The sequence below is a fragment of the Streptomyces sp. NPDC053048 genome, assembly GCF_044547045.1.
In the GTDB taxonomy this organism is placed as follows: Bacteria; Actinomycetota; Actinomycetes; order Streptomycetales; family Streptomycetaceae; genus Streptomyces.
In genome coordinates this window covers 970,138-989,319 of sequence record NZ_JBITZS010000001.1, presented here as the reverse complement: position 1 = coordinate 989,319, position 19,182 = coordinate 970,138, and the positions used below count along the sequence as shown (strand labels likewise).

Genomic DNA, 19,182 nt, shown 5'->3' with positions numbered 1-19,182 from the left:
ATTGAGCAGCAGCAATCCGCTGCGTGACGCTCTGGACCGACGGCTCCCGCGCATCGCGGGGCCGTCGGGCCTGGTCATCTTTGGCGTCACGGGCGATTTGTCCCGTAAAAAGCTGATGCCCGCCGTCTATGACCTGGCCAACCGCGGCCTGCTGCCGCCGGGCTTCTCCCTGATCGGCTTCGCCCGCCGGCAGTGGCAGGACGAGGACTTCGCCCAGGTGGTGCACGACGCCGTCAAGGAGCACGCGCGCACCCCCTTCCGCGAGGAGGTCTGGCAGCAGCTGGTCCAGGGCTGCCGCTTCGTCCAGGGCGACTTCGACGACGACGAGGCGTTCGAGACCCTCAAGCACACGATCGAGGAGCTGGACAAGGCACAGGGCACGGGCGGCAACTTCGCCTTCTACCTGTCCGTGCCGCCGAAGTTCTTCCCCACGGTCGTCCAGCAGCTCAAGAAGCACGGCCTGGCCGACCAGAAGGAGGGCTCCTGGCGGCGTGCCGTCATCGAGAAGCCCTTCGGCCACGACCTGGCCAGCGCCCAGGAGCTCAACCGGATCGTCCACGAGGTCTTCCCCGCGGAGTCGGTCTTCCGGATCGACCACTACCTGGGCAAGGAGACGGTCCAGAACATCCTGGCGCTGCGCTTCGCCAACACCCTCTTCGAGCCGATCTGGAACCGGTCCTTCGTCGACCACGTACAGATCACCATGGCCGAGGACATCGGCATCGGCGGCCGCGCCGGCTACTACGACGGCATCGGCGCCGCCCGTGACGTCATCCAGAACCACCTGCTCCAGCTGCTGGCGCTGACCGCCATGGAGGAGCCCGCCTCCTTCGACGCGGACGCGCTGGTCGCGGAGAAGACCAAGGTGCTGGGCGCCGTGCGGCTGCCCAAGGACCTCGGCAAGGAGACCGTGCGCGGCCAGTACGCGCACGGCTGGCAGGGCGGCGAGGAGGTCGTCGGCTACCTCGAGGAAGAGGGCATCGACCCCAAGTCGAAGACCGACACCTACGCCGCGATCAAGCTGGAGATCGACAACCGCCGCTGGGCGGGCGTCCCCTTCTACCTGCGCACCGGCAAGCGGCTCGGCCGCCGCGTCACCGAGATCGCGGTGGTCTTCCAGCGCGCCCCGCACTCGCCCTTCGACCACACCGCCACCGAGGAGCTGGGGCAGAACGCCCTGGTCATCCGGGTGCAGCCGGACGAGGGCGTCACCATGCGGTTCGGCTCGAAGGTGCCCGGCACCTCGATGGAGGTCCGGGACGTCTCGATGGACTTCGCCTACGGCGAGTCCTTCACCGAGTCCAGCCCCGAGGCGTACGAGCGGCTCATCCTCGATGTGCTGCTCGGTGACGCCAACCTCTTCCCGCGCCTGCGGGAGGTGGAGCTCTCCTGGGAGATCCTCGACCCGATCGAGGAGTACTGGGACAAGCACGGCAAGCCCGCGCAGTACGCGGCCGGCACCTGGGGGCCGGTCGAGGCGGACGAGATGCTCGCACGAGATGGACGGAGCTGGCGTCGGCCATGAAGATCGATCTCACGGACACCACGGCCAGCAAGATCAACAATGCCCTGATCCAGGGGCGCCGGGCGATCGGCACCCCCGCGATCGGCATGGTGCTCACGCTGGTCATCGTCACCGACGAGGAGCACGCCTACGACGCGCTCAAGGCGGCCAACGAGGCCTCCCGCGAGCACCCCTCGCGCAAGCTCGTCGTCATCAAGCGGGTCAGCCGCTCGCCGCGCGACCGCGCCCGTGCCCGGCTCGACGCCGAGGTCCGCGTCGGCGCGGACGCCGGCACCGGCGAGACGGTGGTGCTGCGACTGCACGGCGAGGTCATGGACCACGCCCAGTCGGTCGTGCTGCCCCTGCTGCTGCCGGACGCCCCCGTGGTCGTCTGGTGGCCGGTGGCCTCCCCCGTCGACCCGCAGCAGGACCCGCTGGGCGCGCTCGGCCAGCGCCGGGTCACCGACACCTACGCCGCCGAGGACCCGGTCGCCGAGCTCTCGGCCCGTGCCGCGAACTACGCGCCCGGCGACACCGACCTGGCCTGGGCCCGGATCACGCCGTGGCGCTCGATGCTCGCGGCCGCCCTGGACCAGCAGCCCGGCATCGAGGTCACCTCGGCCCAGGTCGAGGCCGAGGCCTACAACCCCAGCGCGGAACTGCTGGCCATGTGGCTCGCCGACCGCCTCGGGGTGACCGCCACCCGGACCGTCTCCGAGGGCCCCGGCCTGACGGCCGTGCGCCTGGAGACCAAGAACGGCGTCATCACCCTGGACCGCCCGGACGGCTCCCTGGCCACGCTCTCCATGCGCGGCCAGCCGGACCGCGCCGTGGCGCTCAAGCGGCGCGACACCTCCGAGCTCCTGGCGGAGGAGATGCGGCGCCTGGACCCGGACGACATCTACGGCTCCGCGCTGAAGTACGGCGTGGAACGGCTCGGCCGGCCGGCGGCCGAGGCGCCCAAGGCGCCGCAGGCGCCGTCGGGCGAGGACAAGCCCGCGGAGTCCACGGAGCAGGCCGGCACCGCCCCGGCGAAGAAGGCCACGGGCAAGAAGGCGGCGTCCAAGTGAGCACGCCTCAGATCGTCGTCCACCGGGACAAGGAGCTGATGGCCCAGGCCGCGGCGGCCCGGCTGATCACGAAGATCGTGGACGCCCAGGCCGCGCGCGGCTCGGCCTCCGTCGTCCTGACCGGCGGGCGCAACGGCAACGGGCTGCTCGCGGCCCTCGCCGCGGCGCCCGCCCGGGACGCGGTCGACTGGTCGCGCCTGGACCTGTGGTGGGGCGACGAGCGGTTCCTGCCGGAGGGCGACCCCGAGCGCAACGCCACCCAGGCGCGCGAGGCGCTGCTGGACGCGGTGGAGCTCGACCCGGCGCGGGTGCACTACATGCCCGCGGCGGACGGTACGCACGACGACGCGGACGCGGCGGCGGAGGCCTACGCGGCCGAACTGGCCGCCGCGGCCCGGCCCGAGGACCACGGCCCGGTCCCGTCCTTCGACGTCCTCCTCCTGGGCGTCGGCCCGGACACCCACGTGGCCTCCCTCTTCCCGGAGCTCCCGGGCGTGCGGGAGACCGAGCGCACGGTCGTCGGCGTCCACGGCGCGCCGAAGCCGCCGCCGACCCGGGTCTCCCTGACCCTGCCGGCGATCCGGGCGGCGCGCGAGGTGTGGCTGCTGGCGGCGGGCGAGGACAAGGCGGGGGCGGTGGCGATGGCGCTGTCCGGTGCCGGGGAGATCCAGGCCCCGGCGGCCGGCGCGTACGGCTCGCGCCGCACCCTGTGGCTCCTGGACCAGGCCGCGGCGGCCCAGCTGCCGCGCGACCTGTATCCACCGGCGTCGCCCTGACGGGCACCCATACGGCGATGGCCCGCCCCTCGGAAGAGGGTCGGGCCATCGCCGTATGGGCGGGGTGGGAGCGAGGACGGGAGGGAGCCCCGGTCCCTCCCCCAGCTACCGCTGGGAGGTGCCCCCATTTCACCGTTTCCTGGGGGCAAGCCCCAGCCCCCCAGGGGGCCTGGGGCGGAGCCCCGGCTTCAGCCCCACCCGCCCCCGGGGTCCGGGGCGGAGCCCCGGTTACGGGAAGGGGCGGGGCTGGGGAAAGAAAACCCGCCGCAACGGCGATCGGCCCCCGTCCACCTGACCGGCGGTGCCGGGCCGGTGCCCAGCCGGGGCCCAGCGCCTAGCGCCCCCGCTGGGCCCGGTACCGCGACACCAGCGCGGCCGTCGACGCGTCCAGCCCCGCCACCTCCGTGCCCTCCGTGAGCGCCGGCTCAACCCGCTTGGCGAGGACCTTGCCCAGCTCGACCCCCCACTGGTCGAAGGAGTCGATGTTCCAGACCGCCCCCTGGACGAACACCTTGTGCTCGTACAGCGCGATCAGCTGACCGAGCACCGACGGAGTCAGCTCGCTCGCCAGGATCGTCGTCGTCGGGTGGTTGCCCCGGAACGTCTTGTGCGGGACGAGCTCCGCCGGGACGCCCTCCGCCGCGACCTCCTCGGGGGTCTTGCCGAAGGCCAGGGCCTGGCCCTGGGCGAAGAGGTTGGCCATCAGCAGGTCGTGCTGGGCCACCAGCCCCGGCCGCAGGTCGCCGACGGGCCGGGCGAAGCCCAGCAGGTCCGCCGGGATCAGCTTGGTGCCCTGGTGGATCAACTGGTAGTACGCGTGCTGCCCATTGGTGCCGGGCGTGCCCCACACCACCGGGCCGGTCTGCCAGCCGACGGGCTGCCCGTCGCGGTCGACCGACTTGCCGTTGGACTCCATGTCCAGCTGCTGCAGGTACGCCGCGAACTTCGACAGGTAGTGGCTGTAGGGCAGCACCGCGTGCGACTGGGCGTCGTGGAAGTTGCCGTACCAGATGCCGAGCAGGCCCAGCAGCACCGGCGCGTTCTCCTCGAAGGGCGCCGTGCGGAAGTGCTCGTCGACGAGGTGGAAGCCGGCCAGCATCTCGCGGAAGGCGTCGGGGCCGATGGCGAGCATCAGGGAGAGCCCGATGGCGGAGTCGTACGAGTAGCGGCCGCCGACCCAGTCCCAGAACTCGAACATGTTGGCGGTGTCGATGCCGAACGCGGCGACCTTCTCCTCGTTCGTCGACAGCGCCACGAAGTGCTTGGCCACCGCCTCCTCGCCCGCGTCCAGCTCGCTCAGCAGCCAGTCGCGCGCGGAGGTCGCGTTGGTGATGGTCTCGATCGTGGTGAAGGTCTTCGAGGCGACGATGAACAGCGTCTCGGCGGCGTCGAGGTCGCGCACCGCCTCGTGCAGGTCGGCGCCGTCGACGTTGGAGACGAACCGGAACGTCATGTCCCGGGCGGTGCAGGCGCGCAGGGCCTCGTACGCCATCGCGGGGCCGAGGTCGGAGCCGCCGATACCGATGTTGACGACGTTCTTGATGCGCCGTCCGGTGTGGCCCTTCCAGTCGCCCGAGCGCACCCGGTCGGTGAACACCTGCATCTTGCGCAGGACCGCGTGCACGGCGGGGACGACGTTGTGGCCGTCCACCTCGACGACCGCCGACTCCGGGGCGCGCAGCGCGGTGTGCAGTACCGCGCGGCCCTCGGTGGTGTTGATCTTCTCGCCGCGGAACATGGCGTCCCGCAGCCCGGCCACATCGGCCGCGGCCGCCAGCTCGCGCAGCAGGCGCAGCGTCTCGTCGTTGACCAGGTGCTTGGAATAGTCCAGGTGCAGGTCACCGACGTTGACGGAGTACTTCTCGGCTCGCTGCGGGTCGGCGGCGAACAGCTCGCGCAGGTGCACCTCCCCCAGTTCGTCCCGGTGCTTGGCCAGCGCGTTCCACTCGGGAGTCCGGTCCAGCCGGGTGCGGCCCTCTGCGTTCATCTCGGACATCAGCCCACTTCTTCTCGTAACGGCCCCGCTGTCCTCCAACCTAATTGATCAGCCGTCGATTCCGCCGATTCCGCGGGCAACCGGCGGGTAGTGCGGGTAGCGGAACGGCCCGGCCCGCACACCACAGGGGTGTGCGGCCGGGCCGTTCGTCGCTCTGTACTGCCGTCGGTCGCCGCTCGCGCTCAGATCTCGCCGCGGAGCTTGGCGAGCGCCTCGGCGAGGATCGCTTCGCCGTCGGCGTCGCTGCGCCGCTCGCGGACGTACGCCAGGTGCGTCTTGTAGGGCTCGGTGCGCGGCGGGTCCGGCGGATTGTCCCGGTCCTGGCCGGCCGGGAAGCCGCAACGCGGGCAGTCCCAGGTGTCCGGCACCTGTGCGTCACTGGCGAAGCTCGGCTGCGTCTCGTGCCCGTTGGAGCACCAGAAGGAGATGCGCAGGCGCGGCGCGGACTCGCCCCGCTCGGCCTCACCCATCGGCCCCGCCCCGACCCGGCTTCCCCGGATCGCGTTGCCACTTGCCACGGTCGTAACTCCCTGCGTGATGGTGCTGCACTGTGCCGGATAGCGGCTGCGCCGCAGGAGTCGTCGGTCGGCTCCGCTGCGGGCGCCCCAGTCTACGTAAGGCCCAACGCGCGTCCAGTGGCAGGAGTTACAGCCCGGCCGAAAGGACGCAAGCCCCCATCATAGGCGGCTGATACGACGGTATGTCAGCTGTCGAGCTTCATCAGCAGGCCGAGCGCGATGATGCACGCGAACCACAGCAGACCGATCACGATGGTGATCCGGTCCAGGTTGCGCTCGGCGACCGAGGAACCGCCGACGGAGGACTGCATGCCGCCGCCGAACATGTCGGACAGGCCGCCGCCCTTCCCCTTGTGCATGAGCACCAGCATCATCATCAGCAGGCTGAAGACGATGAGGGCGATCGAGAACCCGATGACCACGGCTGGACCAACTCTCTCGGACTGACTCGGATGGACAATGCTGCGGGGCCGGGGGGCGCGTTTGCGCCGGTCCCGGCCCCGACAGGGTACGACGGCGCGGGGCCGTCGTCATAGTTGCTACTGGTCGCGGAAGCGCACGATCTTGACGAAGTCGTCCGCGTCCAGCGCCGCGCCGCCGATCAGGGCGCCGTCCACGTCGGGCTGGGCCATGATCGCCGCGATGTTGCCGGACTTGACCGAGCCGCCGTACTGGATGCGGACCTTGTCGGCCAGCTCCTGGTCGTAGAGCTCGGCCAGACGGGCGCGGATCGCCCCGCAGACCTCCTGGGCGTCCTCGGGGGTGGCGACCTCGCCGGTGCCGATGGCCCACACGGGCTCGTAGGCGATGACAATGGTCTCGGCCTGCTCGGCCGGGAGGTCCTTCAGGGCGCCGTCGACCTGGGCCAGGGTGTAGGCGACCTGGTTGCCGGCCTTGCGGACCTCCAGGCCCTCGCCGACGCACAGGATCGGGGTGATGCCGTGGCGGAAGGCGGCCTTGACCTTGGCGTTGCAGAGCTCGTCCGTCTCGCCGTGGTACTGGCGGCGCTCGGAGTGGCCGACGGCGACGTAGGAGCACTTGAGCTTGGCGAGCATCGGGCCGGAGATCTCACCGGTGTAGGCGCCGGAGTCGTGGGCCGAGATGTCCTGGGCGCCGTACTTGATCTTCAGCTTGTCGCCGTCGACCAGGGTCTGCACCGAGCGCAGGTCGGTGAAGGGCGTCAGGACGGCGACCTCGGTGCCCTCGTAGTCCTTGTCGGCGAGCGCGAAGGCGAGCTTCTGGACGTGCGCGATGGCCTCGAGGTGGTTGAGGTTCATCTTCCAGTTGCCCGCCATCAGCGGGGTACGTGCACTCACAGTGGTTCAGTCCTCCAGTGCGGCGAGGCCGGGGAGCGTCTTGCCCTCGAGGTACTCGAGGCTGGCGCCGCCGCCGGTCGAAATGTGGCCGAAAGCATTCTCGTCGAAGCCCAGGATGCGCACGGCCGCGGCCGAGTCGCCACCACCGACGACGGTGAAGCCTTCGGAGTCCAGCAGGCCCTGCGCGACGGCCTTGGTGCCGTTCGCGTAGTCGGGGTGCTCGAAGACGCCCATCGGACCGTTCCAGAAGACGGTGCCGGCATCGGCGAGCTTCGAGGCGTAGAGCTCGCGGGTCTTCGGGCCGATGTCCAGGCCCTCCTTGTCCGCCGGGATGGCGTCCGAGGCGACGAGCTCGGGGTTGGCCGGAGCCTTGGTCTTCAGGTCCGGGAAGTCGGCGGAGACCAGGACGTCGACGGGGAGGACGAACTCCACGCCGCGCTTCTCGGCGCGCGCCAGGTACTCCAGGCAGACCGGGATCTGGTCCTCCTGCAGCAGGGAGATGCCGACCTCGTGGCCCTTGGCCTTGAGGAAGGTGTAGGACATGCCGCCGCCGATGAGGATGCGGTCCGCCTTCTCCAGCAGGTTGTCGATCACGCCGAGCTTGTCGGAGACCTTGGCGCCGCCCAGGACGACGACGTAGGGCCGCTGGACCTCGTCGGTGAGCTTCTTCAGGACGCCGACCTCGGTGGCGATCAGATCGCCCGCGGCGTGCGGCAGGCGCGCCGGGAGGTCGAAGACCGAGGCGTGCTTGCGGTGCACCGCGCCGAAGCCGTCGCCCACGTAGAGGTCGGCCAGCGACGCCAGGGCGTCGGCGAAGGCGCCGCGCTCGGCGTCGTCCTTGCTGGTCTCGCCCGCGTTGAAACGGAGGTTCTCCAGCAGCGTGACCTCGCCGTTCGCCAGTGCGGCGACGGTGGCCTTCGCGCTGTCACCGACCGTGTCGGTGGCGAACGAGACGTTCCTGCCCAGGATCTCGCCGAGCCGTTCGGCGGCCGGTGCGAGGGAGAACTGGGGGTCCGGGGCGCCCTTGGGACGGCCCAGGTGGGAGGCGACGATCACCTTGGCGCCCGCCTCGGCGAGCTTGGCGATGGTCGGGGCGACGGCGCGGATGCGGCCGTCGTCGGTGATGGTGGTGCCCTCGAGGGGCACGTTGAGGTCGGCGCGGACGAAGACCCGCTTGCCCTCGACTCCGCCCTGGATGAGTTCGTCGATCGTCTTCATGCAGTGACTCCGGTGACTTGCAAAGTGTCAGCCATGGGACGGGGCCCGTACGGCGCGTCATCGCGTCGTACGAGCCCCGTCCCCTACATCTACATCCCGTTGCCCGCGGCCGTCGCGTCAGGCAGCGGTCAGAGCTGGCCGCCGACGAAGACGGTCAGGTCGACCAGGCGGTTGGAGTAGCCCCACTCGTTGTCGTACCAGCCGACGACCTTGACCTGCTTGCCCTGGACCATGGTCAGGGAGGAGTCGAAGGTGCAGGAGGCCGGCCAGTTGACGATGTCCGAGGAGACGATCGGGTCCTCGGTGTACTCGAGGACGCCCTTGAGCTGACCCTCGGCGGCCTTCTGGAAGGCGGCGTTGATCTCTTCCTTGCTGGTCTCGCGGTCGAGCTCGAGGACCAGGTCGGTGACCGAGCCGGTCGGGACCGGGACGCGCATGGCGATGCCGTCCAGCTTGCCCTTCAGCTGCGGGAGGACCAGCGCGGTGGCCTTGGCGGCACCCGTGGAGGTCGGGATGATGTTCTCCGCGGCGGCGCGGGCGCGACGCAGGTCGGAGTGCGGGAAGTCTAGGATGCGCTGGTCGTTGGTGTACGCGTGGACCGTCGTCATCATGCCCTTGACGATGCCGAAGGTCTCGTCGAGGACCTTGGCCATCGGCGCCACACAGTTGGTGGTGCAGGAGGCGTTGGAGATGACGTGGTGGTTGGCCGCGTCGTACTTGTCCTGGTTGACGCCCATCACGATGGTGATGTCCTCGTTCTTGGCCGGGGCCGAGATGAGGACCTTCTTCGCGCCGGCGGCCAGGTGCTTGGCCGCGTCCTCGCGCTTGGTGAAGATACCGGTGGACTCGATGACGATGTCGGCGCCGAGCTCGCCCCACGGGAGGGCGGCCGGGTCGCGCTCGGCCATCGTCTTGAAGGTCATGTTGCCGACGGTGATCGTGTCGTCGGTGTGGCTGACCTCCTGCTTCAGACGACCCAGGATCGAGTCGTACTTCAGCAGGTGCACCAGGGTGGCATTGTCGGTCAGGTCGTTGACACCGACGATCTCGATGTCCGCACCCTGCTCCAGGAGCGCACGGAAGTAGTTACGACCGATACGGCCAAAGCCGTTGATGCCTACGCGGATCGTCACGAACCGATCTCCTCGTTGGTGTGCCGGACTATCCGCCGGCGGTGTATTGGGATGTCCCCGACCACCACCGACCCTACCTCTAACAGGGGAGGTACGTGACATTGGCGGCGGGTCCACACGAACGCGCTCAGCCGTGCCCTGACGCGCTCAGCTGCAGGTCAGCCGCCGATGGCGCGCAGCGCGGCGCCGGTCAGCCCCGCCCGCTCGCGCGGGTCGGACACGTGCTCGAGACCGAAGCCGAGCAGCACGGTGTCGCGGGTGGTGACGGCCGCGGCGAGGCCCGCCCGCACTCCCGGATCGTCACTCTGCGTCACCGTCGAGCGGTATTCGCCGCCCGCGGCGCTGCGGAACTGCGGGAAGGTCTCGGGCGGCAGTTCCTGCGAGATGGGGCTGTAGGCCCCGGCGGCCGCCAGCGGGCTTCCGCCGGTGCCGAGGGCGGCCGTGGTGCCCGCGAGCTCGCCGGCGCCGGTGAAGCGGGCGGCCCCCTCGAACGGCGTGCGCCTGCCGGCGCCCAGGTAGTACTGGGCGAAGTCGTCGGTGTCCGCCGCGCCGACGGTGGAGCTGGCCCCCGCCTTCACCCCGGCGGTGATCAGCTTGCCGCCCTCGTTGACGAAGTCGCGTACGGCCAGCAGGGTGGCGCCGTCCGGGCGGGCGGTGCCGGTGTACCAGAGCACGGTGTCGAAGTGGCCGAGCACACCGAGCGCGGGGGGCGCGCCCTGCCGGGCGACGTCCCAGACGACGGCCTTGCGGCCGTTGTCGTTCAGGGCCGCGGTGTACAGGCCGGCGGCGCGTGCCGCCTCCTTGCCGCCCTCGTCGGCGATGACCAGGGTGTCGGCGCGGGGCGTCCTGGCCACCGTGTAGGTGAAGGGCTCGCTCGCGGTCGCCCTGCCCTCGCGGGTGCGGCCGGTGAACCAGACGCTGACGGTGGAGCCGGGGCGGGCGCCCTCGACGGTGGCGCGGTACTGGTCGAAGCGGATGTTGTCCTCGCCGCCGTAACGGTCGCCGCCGTCCCAGGCCCTGAGCTCCTCGGTGTGTGTACGGCCGCCGTTCACACGGTAGTTGAGGTGTTTGTCGCGGACGCTCTTGCGGGCGGTGACGGCGACGGTCTGGTCGCCGCCGCGCGCGTAGGAGGTGGTGAAGGCGTGCGGGGTGAAGTCGGGGGCGTCCAGGCCGGCGGCGGAGGCGGGGCGGTCGCCTCGGGCGGCGGTCTCGGCGATGGACAGGGCGAAGGGGATGTTCTTCGCGAACTCCTGCTGGATCAGCTTCTCGTCGTCCGGGAAGGTGAAGCCGGACCGGCAGTCGGCGGGGTTCCAGCGGTCGTCGGGATCCACCCGGGAAGCGGTCTGGCAGGTCGACATCTCGGGGGTGAACATCATGATGCCGTTGACGTTGCCCGCGTGGCCGTCGGCCTCGCCGTTGGTGGTGTACAGCTCTGAGGAGAGCTGCGGCCGGTAGCCGGGAATGGCGGGCTTGTCCGGGGTTCCGGCGAGCGCCCGGTAGAGGACGTCGTCGGGGGTGGGGGTGGCGACCTGCCAGCCGACGCCGTAGAGGATCAGCTCGGCCGCCGAGTGGTAGTTGACGGCGTAGCGGAAGCGGTGGCGCTTCTCGAACGCGTCGATGGCCCGGGTCTCCGGCTCGGAGGCGGGCGCCGGGCCGCGGTAGGTCTCGGACGCCGGGCGCGGGGACGAACCCTCGTTGTCGTAGCCCCACTTGTAGGGGAAGTTGCGGTTGAGGTCGACGCCGTCGCCGGGGGTGATCTTCCCGTCGCCGTTGTTGTCGCGGAGGTTCTTGCGCCAGAGCCGGGTGGCCGGGCTCTGGAAGGTGTAGTCGTAGCCGTCGGGGTTGGCGGACAGCACGAACCACAGTTCGGTGGAGTCCACGATCCTGGTGATCCGCCGGTCCTTGCCGTAGCGGTCGAGGTAGTGGTGCATCAGGCGCCTGGTCATCTCCGGCGTGATCCACTCACGGGCGTGCTGGTTGGACATGTAGAGCACCGCGGGCCGGGCGCCGTCGGGGCTCTTCGCCGCGTTCTTCGACACCTTCACGGCGAGGATGTCCTGGCCGCGCACGGTCTTGCCGATGCTGACGACCTTGGTCAGGCCGGGGTGGGCCCGGCCGGTCTCCTGGATCTCCCGCTGCAGCCCGTTCTTCCCGCTGTACGGGCGGAAGACGCCGTCACCGGCGGCCTCGGTGCGCTCGCGGACGCCCTGGGGGACGCGCTTCTCGGTGAGGGCCACGCCCTGGCCGCGCAGCTCCCGTGCCTGGTCGCCGGTGAGATGGACCTCCACCGGTACGGGCTTGTCGCCGGTGACGCGCTCGCCCAGTTCATGACCGTCGACGCCCGCCTTGAGCAGCAGCGGGACCTGGGCGGCGGTGACCTGGGCGGTCCATACGGACAGTGCGCCGGAGCCGGCCTCCTGGGCCGCTCCGGCGGCTGGTCGTGCGTGTGCGAAGGGCGTCGCGGCGAGCCCGCCGAGGAACAGCGAAGCCACCACGAGGGCCGATCCCGCCCTGCGTCTCATGAGCCCCCCTTGCTGTTGTCTGCCACCTGCGTGCGTGGCCGCCAGCCTCGTAACACATCATGATCATGTCAACGGTGCGTTTCACGCCGGATCCGGTACCGGTGCGGGCAGCACGACGCCCCCGCCGCCCTGGTGGGCGACGGGGGCGTCGAAGGGGACCGCGGGCTCAGCCGACCATGCCCTCGGCCATCTCCTCGGAGAGGTCCGAGATGTCGGAGAGGTTGGACTCCGTGCCGGGGATGCCCAGGTCCTGGGCGCGCTTGTCGGCCATGGCCAGCAGGCGGCGGATCCGGCCGGCGACCGCGTCCTTGGTCAGCGGCGGGTCGGCGAGGGCGCCCAGCTCCTCCAGCGAGGCCTGCTTGTGCTCCATGCGCAGCCGGCCCGCGGCAGCGAGGTGCTCGGGGACTTCCTCGCCGAGGATCTCCAGCGCCCGCTGGACGCGCGCGCCCGCCGCGACAGCGGCCCGCGCCGAGCGGCGCAGATTGGCGTCGTCGAAGTTGGCCAGGCGGTTGGCGGTCGCCCGCACCTCGCGGCGCATCCGCCGCTCCTCCCAGGCCAGTACGGACTCGTGGGCACCGAGCCGCGTCAACAGGGCGCCGATGGCGTCACCGTCCCGGACGACCACCCGGTCCACTCCGCGCACCTCACGGGCCTTCGCCGCGATCTGCAGCCGACGGGCGGCGCCCACCAGCGCCAGCGCCGCCTCCGGACCGGGGCAGGTCACCTCCAGGGAGGAGGAGCGGCCGGGCTCGGTCAGCGAGCCGTGGGCCAGGAAGGCGCCCCGCCAGGCGGCCTCGGCGTCACAGGTGGCACCCGAGACGACCTGCGGGGGCAGCCCGCGGATCGGCCGGCCGCGGCCGTCGACCAGGCCGGTCTGGCGCGCCAGCTGGTCACCGCCCGCCACCACCCGCACCACGTACCGGCTGCCGCGGCGCAGCCCGCCGGGGGCCATCACCACCAGGTCGGAGGCGTGTCCGAAGATCTCCAGGATGTCCTTGCGCAGCCGCCGGGCCGCGATCCCGGTGTCCAGCTCCGCCTCGATCACGATGCGCCCGCTGACCAGGTGCAGACCGCCCGCGAAGCGCAGGATCGCCGAGACCTCCGCTTTCCGGCAGCAGGTCCGGGTGACGGGGAGCCGGGAGATTTCGTCCTTCACCGCTGCCGTCATCGCCATGGGCCGATCCTTCCATGCATCCGAAAAATACGGTCGTACGCGGCGGCCAACAGCTCCGGGTCGTGCGTCGGGCAGCCGTCGGGCGAGGCGACCGGCGCCAGCTCGACCGTGGCACCCAGCCGCTTGGCGGCGTCCGTCAGGCTCTCCCGGTCGGGCACGGCGGCCTCGTCGGCCAGCACCACGTCCAGGGCGAGTTTAGGGGCGTGTCGGGCCAAAACCTCCAAATGACGTTGCGGGGAGAAGCCATCGGTTTCCCCGGGTTGTGGTGCAAGGTTCAACGACAGCACCCGTCGGGCCTTCGTCTCCTGCAGCGCCTCGAGCAGCTCGGGCACCAGCAGGTGCGGGATGACGGAGGAGAACCAGGAGCCCGGACCGAGGACGACCCAGTCCGCGTCCAGCACCGCCGCGACGGCCTCGGGCACCGCCGGCGGGTCCTCGGGGACGACGTGCACGGACTGCACCTCGCCCGGGGTGAGCGCCACGGTCGCCTGGCCGCACACGGTGGTCACGGCGTCGGGCGCGGCCGGGTCGTGGCCCCGTACGAGCGCCTGCAGCTCGAGCGGGACCGCCGACATGGGCAGCACCCGGCCGTGGGCGCCCAGCAGCTTGCCGACCAGGTCCAGGGCCTGGACGTGGTCGCCGAGCTGCTCCCAGAGGGCGACGATCAGCAGATTGCCGACGGCGTGGTCGTGCAGCTCGCCCTGGCTCTCGAAGCGGTGCTTGATCACCCGCGCCCAGGTCTGGCCCCACTCGTCGTCGCCGCACAGCGCCGCGAGCGCCTTGCGGAGGTCGCCCGGGGGCAGCACGCCCAGCTCGTCGCGGAGCCGGCCGCTGGAGCCGCCGTCGTCGGCGACGGTCACCACGGCCGTCAGGTCACCGGTGATGCGGCGCAGCGCGGCGAGGGAGGCGGACAGCCCGTGGCCGCCGCCGAGGGCGACGACCTTGGGCTGCGCGCCGCGCCTGCCGCGGCCCTCGGCGCCACCGCGCGCCCGGCCCGGGACGAGCCTGCGGACGCGGCGCATCCGGGAGGTGCGGCCGGTCACTCGCGCCCCATGTCCCGGTGGACGACGACGGTCTCGACACCCTCCGAGACCAGGCGGTGGGCGAGCTTCTCGGACATGGCCACGGAGCGGTGCTTGCCGCCGGTGCAGCCGACCGCGATGGTCACATAGCGCTTGCCCTCGCGGCGGTAGCCCGCGGCGATGAGCTGGAGCAGCTCGGTGTAGCGGTCCAGGAACTCCTTGGCGCCGGGCTGGTTGAAGACGTAGCCCGACACCTCCTCGTTCAGGCCGGTGAAGGGGCGCAGCTCCGGTACCCAGTGCGGGTTGGGCAGGAAGCGGCAGTCCACCACGAGGTCGGCGTCGACGGGCAGGCCGTACTTGTAGCCGAAGGACATCACGGTGGCCCGCAGCTCGGGCTCCTCCTCGCCGGCGAACTGGGCGTCCAGCTTGGCGCGCAGCTCGTGGACGTTGAGGCTGGAGGTGTCGATGACCAGGTCGGCGTCGCCGCGCAGCTCGCGCAGCAGGTCGCGCTCGGCGGCGATGCCGTCGACGATGCGGCCGGAGCCCTGGAGGGGGTGCGGGCGGCGCACCGACTCGAAGCGGCGCACCAGGGCGTCGTCGGACGCCTCCAGGAAGATCACCCGGCGCTTGACCTTCTTGGCCTCCAGGTCGGCCAGCGACTCGCGGAGGTTGTCGAAGAAGCGGCGGCCGCGCACGTCGACGACCACCGCGATGCGGGCCACGTTGCCCTGGGAGCGGGCGCCGAGGTCCACCATGGTGGGGATCAGGGCGGGCGGCAGGTTGTCCACGACGAACCAGCCGAGGTCCTCCAGACACTTGGCGGCGGTGCTGCGGCCCGCCCCCGACATGCCCGAGATGATCACCAGCTCGGGGATCCCCGTCGTCTCGCCGGTGGCGTCCGCCGTCGTGCCCGTACTCACCTTTGCTCCGTCCCGCTCGGTCGCGTTCATGCTGCTCGTTCCCCCGTTTCTGCCGGCGACGCTCCGGGCGTCGTCACGTCTTCCATACTGCGGCTTCCGCGGGCCCAGGTCCTGTCCGGACAGGTCCATCATTCCTCCGCGTCGTCCATGATCTCGCCCGTGGCCATGTTGACGGCCGGTGCGGCCGGGGCCGCCGCGGCCAGCGCAGCCGTGATCGTCTCGGCGGTCTTGCGGCCGATGCCGGGGACCTCGCAGATCTGCTCGAGCGACGCGGCCCGCAGCCTCTTGAGCGAGCCGAAGTGCTTCAGGAGCGCCTGCTTGCGGGTCTCGCCGAGGCCGGGGACCGCGTCCAGCGGGCCGGCCCGCATGCTCTTGGCGCGCTTGCCGCGCTGGTAGGAGATGGCGAAGCGGTGCGCCTCGTCGCGCACGCGCTGCAGCAGGTACAGGCCCTCGCTGGTGCGCGGCAGGACGACCGGGTCGTCCTCGTCCGGCAGCCAGACCTCCTCCAGCCGCTTGGCGAGCCCGCAGACGGCGACGTCGGTGACCCCGAGCTCGTCCAGTGCCCGCTTGGCGGCGGCGACCTGCGGCTTGCCGCCGTCGACGACGACGAGCTGCGGCGGGTAGGCGAAGCGCTTGGGCCGTTCGTCCTCCTCCGGCACCTCGCCGTCGGTCTCCTCCGCCCACTCCCCCGTCTTCAGCTTCTCCTGCAGGTAGCGGCGGAAGCGGCGGCCGACGACCTCGTGCATCGAGCGGACGTCGTCCTGCCCGGCGAAGCTCTTGATCTGGAAGCGGCGGTACTCGCTCTTGCGGGCCAGGCCGTCCTCGAAGACGACCATCGAGGCCACCACGTCCTGCCCCTGGAGGTGGGAGATGTCGAAGCACTCGATGCGCAGCGGCGCGGAGTCCAGGCCCAGCGCCTCGGCGATCTCCTCCAGGGCGCGGGAGCGGGTGGTCAGGTCGGAGGCGCGCTTGGTCTTGTGCAGTACCAGGGCCTGCTGGGCGTTGCGCTGGACCGTGGCCATCAGGTCCTTCTTGTCGCCGCGCTGCGGGATGCGCAGGTCGACGCGGGAGCCGCGGCGCCCGGTCAGCCACTGGGCGACGGGGGCGGCCGGCAGGGCGGGGACCAGGACCTCCTTGGGCACCGCGTCGCCGCTCTCCTCGCCGTAGAGCTGCTGCAGGGCGTGCTCGACGAGCCCGGCCGTGTCGACGGCCTCGACCTTGTCGGTGACCCAGCCGCGCTGGCCGCGCACCCGGCCGCCGCGGACGTGGAAGATCTGCACGGCGGCTTCGAGTTCGTCCTCGGCGACCGCGATCAGGTCGGCGTCGGTGGCGTCGGCCAGGACGACGGCATTCTTCTCCATGGCGCGGCGCAGCGCCTCTATGTCGTCGCGCAGCCGGGCGGCCTTCTCGTACTCCATCTCCTCGGCCGCATCCTGCATCCGCCGTTCCAAACGGCGGATGTACGCGCCGGTACGGCCGGCCATGAAGTCGCAGAATTCTTCGGCCAGTTCGCGGTGCTCCTCGGCGCTGACGCGGCCGACGCAGGGGGCGGAGCACTTGCCGATGTAGCCGAGCAGGCAGGGGCGGCCGATCTGGTGGGAGCGCTTGAACACCCCGGCCGAGCAGGTGCGTACGGGGAAGACGCGCAGCATCAGGTCGACGGTCTCGCGGATGGCCCAGGCGTGGGCGTACGGGCCGAAGTAGCGCACGCCCTTCTTCTTGGGGCCGCGCATGACCTGGACGCGCGGGAACTCCTCGTTCAGCGTGACGGCGAGGGAGGGGTAGCTCTTGTCGTCGCGGTACTTCACGTTGAACCGGGGGTCGTACTCCTTGATCCAGGAGTACTCCAGCTGCAGCGCCTCGACCTCGGTGGAGACCACGGTCCACTCCACGGATGCGGCCGTGGTGACCATGGTGCGGGTGCGCGGGTGCAGGCCGGCGAGGTCCTGGAAGTACGAGGAGAGCCGCTGGCGCAGGCTCTTCGCCTTCCCGACGTAGATCACGCGGCCGTGCTCGTCCCGGAATCTGTAGACCCCCGGCGAGTCGGGGATCTGTCCCGGCTTGGGTCGGTAGCTGCTGGGGTCGGCCATGTCACACACCCTACTTGCGGGCACTGACAACTCCATCGTCCAGCCGGGCGGGACGGGCCGGTGCGGGGATGCGGAGGGCATGGCTCCGGCCCCGGCGGGGGTGACCCGCCGGGGCCGGAGTGGAGGGGCGATTTCCCCCGGGGCTCCGAGCGCTCGGCCCGGGGCCCCGTGGCGGGGGTCAGCGGCGCCGGAGCCTGCGCGCCGCCACGACCGCCAGGCCGAGGCCCAGGGCCGCCGCCCCTCCGGCCGTCACGGCCGGGGCCGCGACCGACGGACCGCCGTCACCGTGCGGTGCCGCGGTCGCCGGCCGGTCCGCACCGGACCCGGCCGCAGCGGTGTCCTCCGCGCTCCCCGCGTTCGCGTCGAAGCCGCCGGCCGCGCCCTTCTTCGCGTAGGCCGAGCCGGGCAGCTTGTCGCCGTAGGCCTGGCGGACCCGGTCCCGGTAGGCGTCGACGGTGGTGCCCTTGTCGCCGATCGCCCGGACGGCGTCCTCGTCCAGGGGCAGCACGCGCTCGCCGCGCTGTACGTACCAGGCGTTGATCTGCGGCTCGCGGAAGACGGTGCCGCCGCTGAGCCGGCGCGCGCCCTCGGCGGCGTAGCGGGTCTCGTCGTCGCCGGTGGCGATGTTGACGACCTTCCAGCCGTCCCCGGTGCGCGCGGTCCACACCGAGGCCTTCTGGCCGTCGGAGGAGACGGCCGCGCTGGCGAGGAAGTCCAGCTCGGCGATAGCGGCGCCCGTCCCGCCGACCACGAACCGCGGGGAGAGGGTGTAGACGGGCACGGTGGCGCCCTCGATCCGCGGCTTCGCCCGACTCCTGGCGACGGCCCCGTCGCGGGCGAAGAAGCGGGAGAGGGTCTCGAGGTTCGCGGGAGCGGCGGCCGCCTCGTGCGCGGCGGCGACGCCCGCCGCGGGCGGGGGCGTGGGGGCCGCCGGGGGCGGGGCGGCGTGCGCGAGGGGTGCCAGGCCGAGCAGGGCGACGGTCAGGGCACCGGCCGCGGCCGCGCGGGCGGCGTTGCCGCGCGAGTAGCTGTGCGTGCGCTCGGTCATCGCCCTCACGCTCCGATCCGGTAGAGCGAGTGGGTCCAGGAGAACTGGTTGTTGTTGACGTACCAGTTGTGCGACGCCCAGTTGTAGCGGTTGCTGGAGGGCCACGGATCGCCCCAGTAGACCATGCTGCCCGAGTCGTCGTACCCGTAGATGACGTGCATGTGGCCGCCGCCGGAGGACCACTGGATGCGGGTCTCGACCGGGCGGCCCGCGTTGATCTCGCTCTGCACGGTGGAGTAGCGCAGCCAGCCGTTCACGTACGAGCCGCGGTTGATGCCGGCCCAGGAGAGGGCGTTCTGCACATTGCCGAGCGTGGCCTGGTTGTTGGGGCACGTGGTGCCCTGCTGGCGGTTGAAGGCGGCATTGCAGAACTGGTTCTGGCTGTAATTGCGCCCGAGCCAGGTCGCGATGGTGTTTCCGGAGGCCGCCCAGCACCAATTGGTCTTCTGCTGCGCCTGCATGGTGATGCCGAGCTTGTTCACCGCGCGCAGCGACGCCTGTTCGCCGGCGGCCGAACTCGTCGCCGTGGCGGCCGCACTCGCCGTCGTGGTCGCCGCACCCGTCGCCGTGGTGGCCGCAGTCGCCGTTGTGGGGACGGCGAGCAGGGCGGAGGCGAAGAGAGCGGCTATGGACAGCCGTCTGCCGCGTATGCGGGTCTTTCCTGTATGTGCCGATGCCGGAGCACGGTGCATTTTCGCGTTCCTCACATGCCTGGGGGGTTGTGGTGGAGGAGCGCGTCCGGACGCGTGTGAGGAGCATCGGGTGTTGTCGAGGACTGGTCAACCAGCTTCAATACCGCGTGAGAGCACGCTGTGAACGGATCGAATCGGATGTGAACAAGCGGTGCCCGCCCAGGAGGAATGCGGCACCCCCGG

General features: G+C 71.4%; 15 protein-coding genes and 1 pseudogene. 3 read left to right on the top strand and 13 right to left on the bottom strand.

All coding sequences use genetic code 11. The annotated features are described in order from the left end of the window. Nucleotide 1 precedes the first annotated feature (1 nt). The 3 genes from zwf to pgl are packed head-to-tail and all read left to right on the top strand — an operon-like array spanning nucleotide 2 to nucleotide 3,350. Nucleotides 2–1,525: a glucose-6-phosphate dehydrogenase gene (gene zwf / locus ACIG36_RS04740; RefSeq protein WP_399921821.1), complete on the top strand. Its 1,524-nt coding sequence runs from the start codon at nucleotides 2–4 to the stop codon at nucleotides 1,523–1,525. Then, nucleotides 1,522–2,574, top strand: coding sequence for a glucose-6-phosphate dehydrogenase assembly protein OpcA (opcA, locus tag ACIG36_RS04735; protein ID WP_399921818.1), 1,053 nt, complete (start codon nucleotides 1,522–1,524; stop codon nucleotides 2,572–2,574). The genes zwf and opcA overlap by 4 nt, the downstream gene beginning before the upstream one ends. Beyond that, nucleotides 2,571–3,350, top strand: a complete 780-nt coding sequence (gene pgl, locus ACIG36_RS04730; protein WP_399921815.1) for a 6-phosphogluconolactonase — start codon at nucleotides 2,571–2,573, stop codon at nucleotides 3,348–3,350. The genes opcA and pgl overlap by 4 nt, the downstream gene beginning before the upstream one ends. A 334-nt stretch (nucleotides 3,351–3,684) precedes the next feature. On the opposite strand, the gene pgi is transcribed toward pgl, so the two are convergent. The 13 genes and pseudogenes from pgi to ACIG36_RS04665 all read right to left on the bottom strand — a co-directional run bounded on the left by pgi (nucleotide 3,685) and on the right by ACIG36_RS04665 (nucleotide 18,999). Then, a complete protein-coding gene (gene pgi / locus ACIG36_RS04725) occupies nucleotides 3,685–5,337 on the bottom strand; it encodes a glucose-6-phosphate isomerase (RefSeq protein WP_399922211.1) in 1,653 nt (550 codons plus the stop codon). 191 nt (nucleotides 5,338–5,528) lie between these two features. Beyond that, nucleotides 5,529–5,864 carry an RNA polymerase-binding protein RbpA gene (locus ACIG36_RS04720; protein WP_003957010.1) on the bottom strand — a complete coding sequence of 112 codons (336 nt, stop codon included), beginning with the start codon at nucleotides 5,862–5,864 and terminating at the stop codon, nucleotides 5,529–5,531. Between the two features lie 185 nt (nucleotides 5,865–6,049). After that, nucleotides 6,050–6,286, bottom strand: a complete 237-nt coding sequence (gene secG, locus ACIG36_RS04715) for a preprotein translocase subunit SecG (protein WP_399921812.1) — start codon at nucleotides 6,284–6,286, stop codon at nucleotides 6,050–6,052. A gap of 117 nt (nucleotides 6,287–6,403) precedes the next feature. After that, nucleotides 6,404–7,180 carry a triose-phosphate isomerase gene (gene tpiA / locus ACIG36_RS04710; protein ID WP_399921809.1) on the bottom strand — a complete coding sequence of 259 codons (777 nt, stop codon included), beginning with the start codon at nucleotides 7,178–7,180 and terminating at the stop codon, nucleotides 6,404–6,406. Between the two features lie 6 nt (nucleotides 7,181–7,186). Beyond that, entirely contained in the window at nucleotides 7,187–8,398 is a 1,212-nt protein-coding gene (locus tag ACIG36_RS04705) for a phosphoglycerate kinase (protein ID WP_399921806.1), read from the bottom strand. A 128-nt stretch (nucleotides 8,399–8,526) separates the two neighbouring features. Next, nucleotides 8,527–9,531: a type I glyceraldehyde-3-phosphate dehydrogenase gene (gene gap / locus ACIG36_RS04700; protein WP_399921803.1), complete on the bottom strand. Its 1,005-nt coding sequence runs from the start codon at nucleotides 9,529–9,531 to the stop codon at nucleotides 8,527–8,529. A gap of 284 nt (nucleotides 9,532–9,815) precedes the next feature. Next, nucleotides 9,816–12,053 (bottom strand): annotated as a pseudogene (locus ACIG36_RS04695) (M14 family metallopeptidase); the annotation flags it as partial. A gap of 166 nt (nucleotides 12,054–12,219) precedes the next feature. Next, complete coding sequence (gene whiA, locus ACIG36_RS04690) at nucleotides 12,220–13,227, bottom strand: DNA-binding protein WhiA (protein WP_399921800.1); 1,008 nt, start codon at nucleotides 13,225–13,227, stop codon at nucleotides 12,220–12,222. Continuing rightward, the gene (yvcK, locus tag ACIG36_RS04685) at nucleotides 13,218–14,270 is read right to left on the bottom strand and encodes a uridine diphosphate-N-acetylglucosamine-binding protein YvcK (RefSeq protein ID WP_399921797.1); all 1,053 of its coding nucleotides are present in this window, start codon (nucleotides 14,268–14,270) and stop codon (nucleotides 13,218–13,220) included. The genes whiA and yvcK overlap by 10 nt, the downstream gene beginning before the upstream one ends. Then, entirely contained in the window at nucleotides 14,267–15,199 is a 933-nt protein-coding gene (gene rapZ / locus ACIG36_RS04680) for an RNase adapter RapZ (RefSeq protein WP_399921794.1), read from the bottom strand. The genes yvcK and rapZ overlap by 4 nt, the downstream gene beginning before the upstream one ends. A gap of 98 nt (nucleotides 15,200–15,297) precedes the next feature. Further along, the gene (uvrC, locus tag ACIG36_RS04675; protein WP_399921791.1) at nucleotides 15,298–17,259 is read right to left on the bottom strand and encodes an excinuclease ABC subunit UvrC; all 1,962 of its coding nucleotides are present in this window, start codon (nucleotides 17,257–17,259) and stop codon (nucleotides 15,298–15,300) included. 178 nt (nucleotides 17,260–17,437) lie between these two features. Beyond that, entirely contained in the window at nucleotides 17,438–18,307 is an 870-nt protein-coding gene (locus ACIG36_RS04670; protein WP_399921788.1) for a hypothetical protein, read from the bottom strand. 5 nt (nucleotides 18,308–18,312) lie between these two features. After that, nucleotides 18,313–18,999: a papain-like cysteine protease family protein gene (locus tag ACIG36_RS04665; protein ID WP_399921785.1), complete on the bottom strand. Its 687-nt coding sequence runs from the start codon at nucleotides 18,997–18,999 to the stop codon at nucleotides 18,313–18,315. Between the last annotated feature and the right edge of the window lie 183 nt (nucleotides 19,000–19,182).

What these genes read in the sequence shown, in the direction of transcription:
- opcA (WP_399921818.1), top strand. Translation starts at nt 1,522, where the DNA reads ATGAAGATCGATCTCACGGACACCACGGCCAGCAAGATCAACAATGCC.
- ACIG36_RS04665 (WP_399921785.1), bottom strand. Translation starts at nt 18,999, where the DNA reads ATGCACCGTGCTCCGGCATCGGCACATACAGGAAAGACCCGCATACGC.
- uvrC (WP_399921791.1), bottom strand. Translation starts at nt 17,259, where the DNA reads ATGGCCGACCCCAGCAGCTACCGACCCAAGCCGGGACAGATCCCCGAC.
- pgi (WP_399922211.1), bottom strand. Translation starts at nt 5,337, where the DNA reads ATGAACGCAGAGGGCCGCACCCGGCTGGACCGGACTCCCGAGTGGAAC.
- whiA (WP_399921800.1), bottom strand. Translation starts at nt 13,227, where the DNA reads ATGGCGATGACGGCAGCGGTGAAGGACGAAATCTCCCGGCTCCCCGTC.
- ACIG36_RS04670 (WP_399921788.1), bottom strand. Translation starts at nt 18,307, where the DNA reads ATGACCGAGCGCACGCACAGCTACTCGCGCGGCAACGCCGCCCGCGCG.
- ACIG36_RS04705 (WP_399921806.1), bottom strand. Translation starts at nt 8,398, where the DNA reads ATGAAGACGATCGACGAACTCATCCAGGGCGGAGTCGAGGGCAAGCGG.
- rapZ (WP_399921794.1), bottom strand. Translation starts at nt 15,199, where the DNA reads ATGAACGCGACCGAGCGGGACGGAGCAAAGGTGAGTACGGGCACGACG.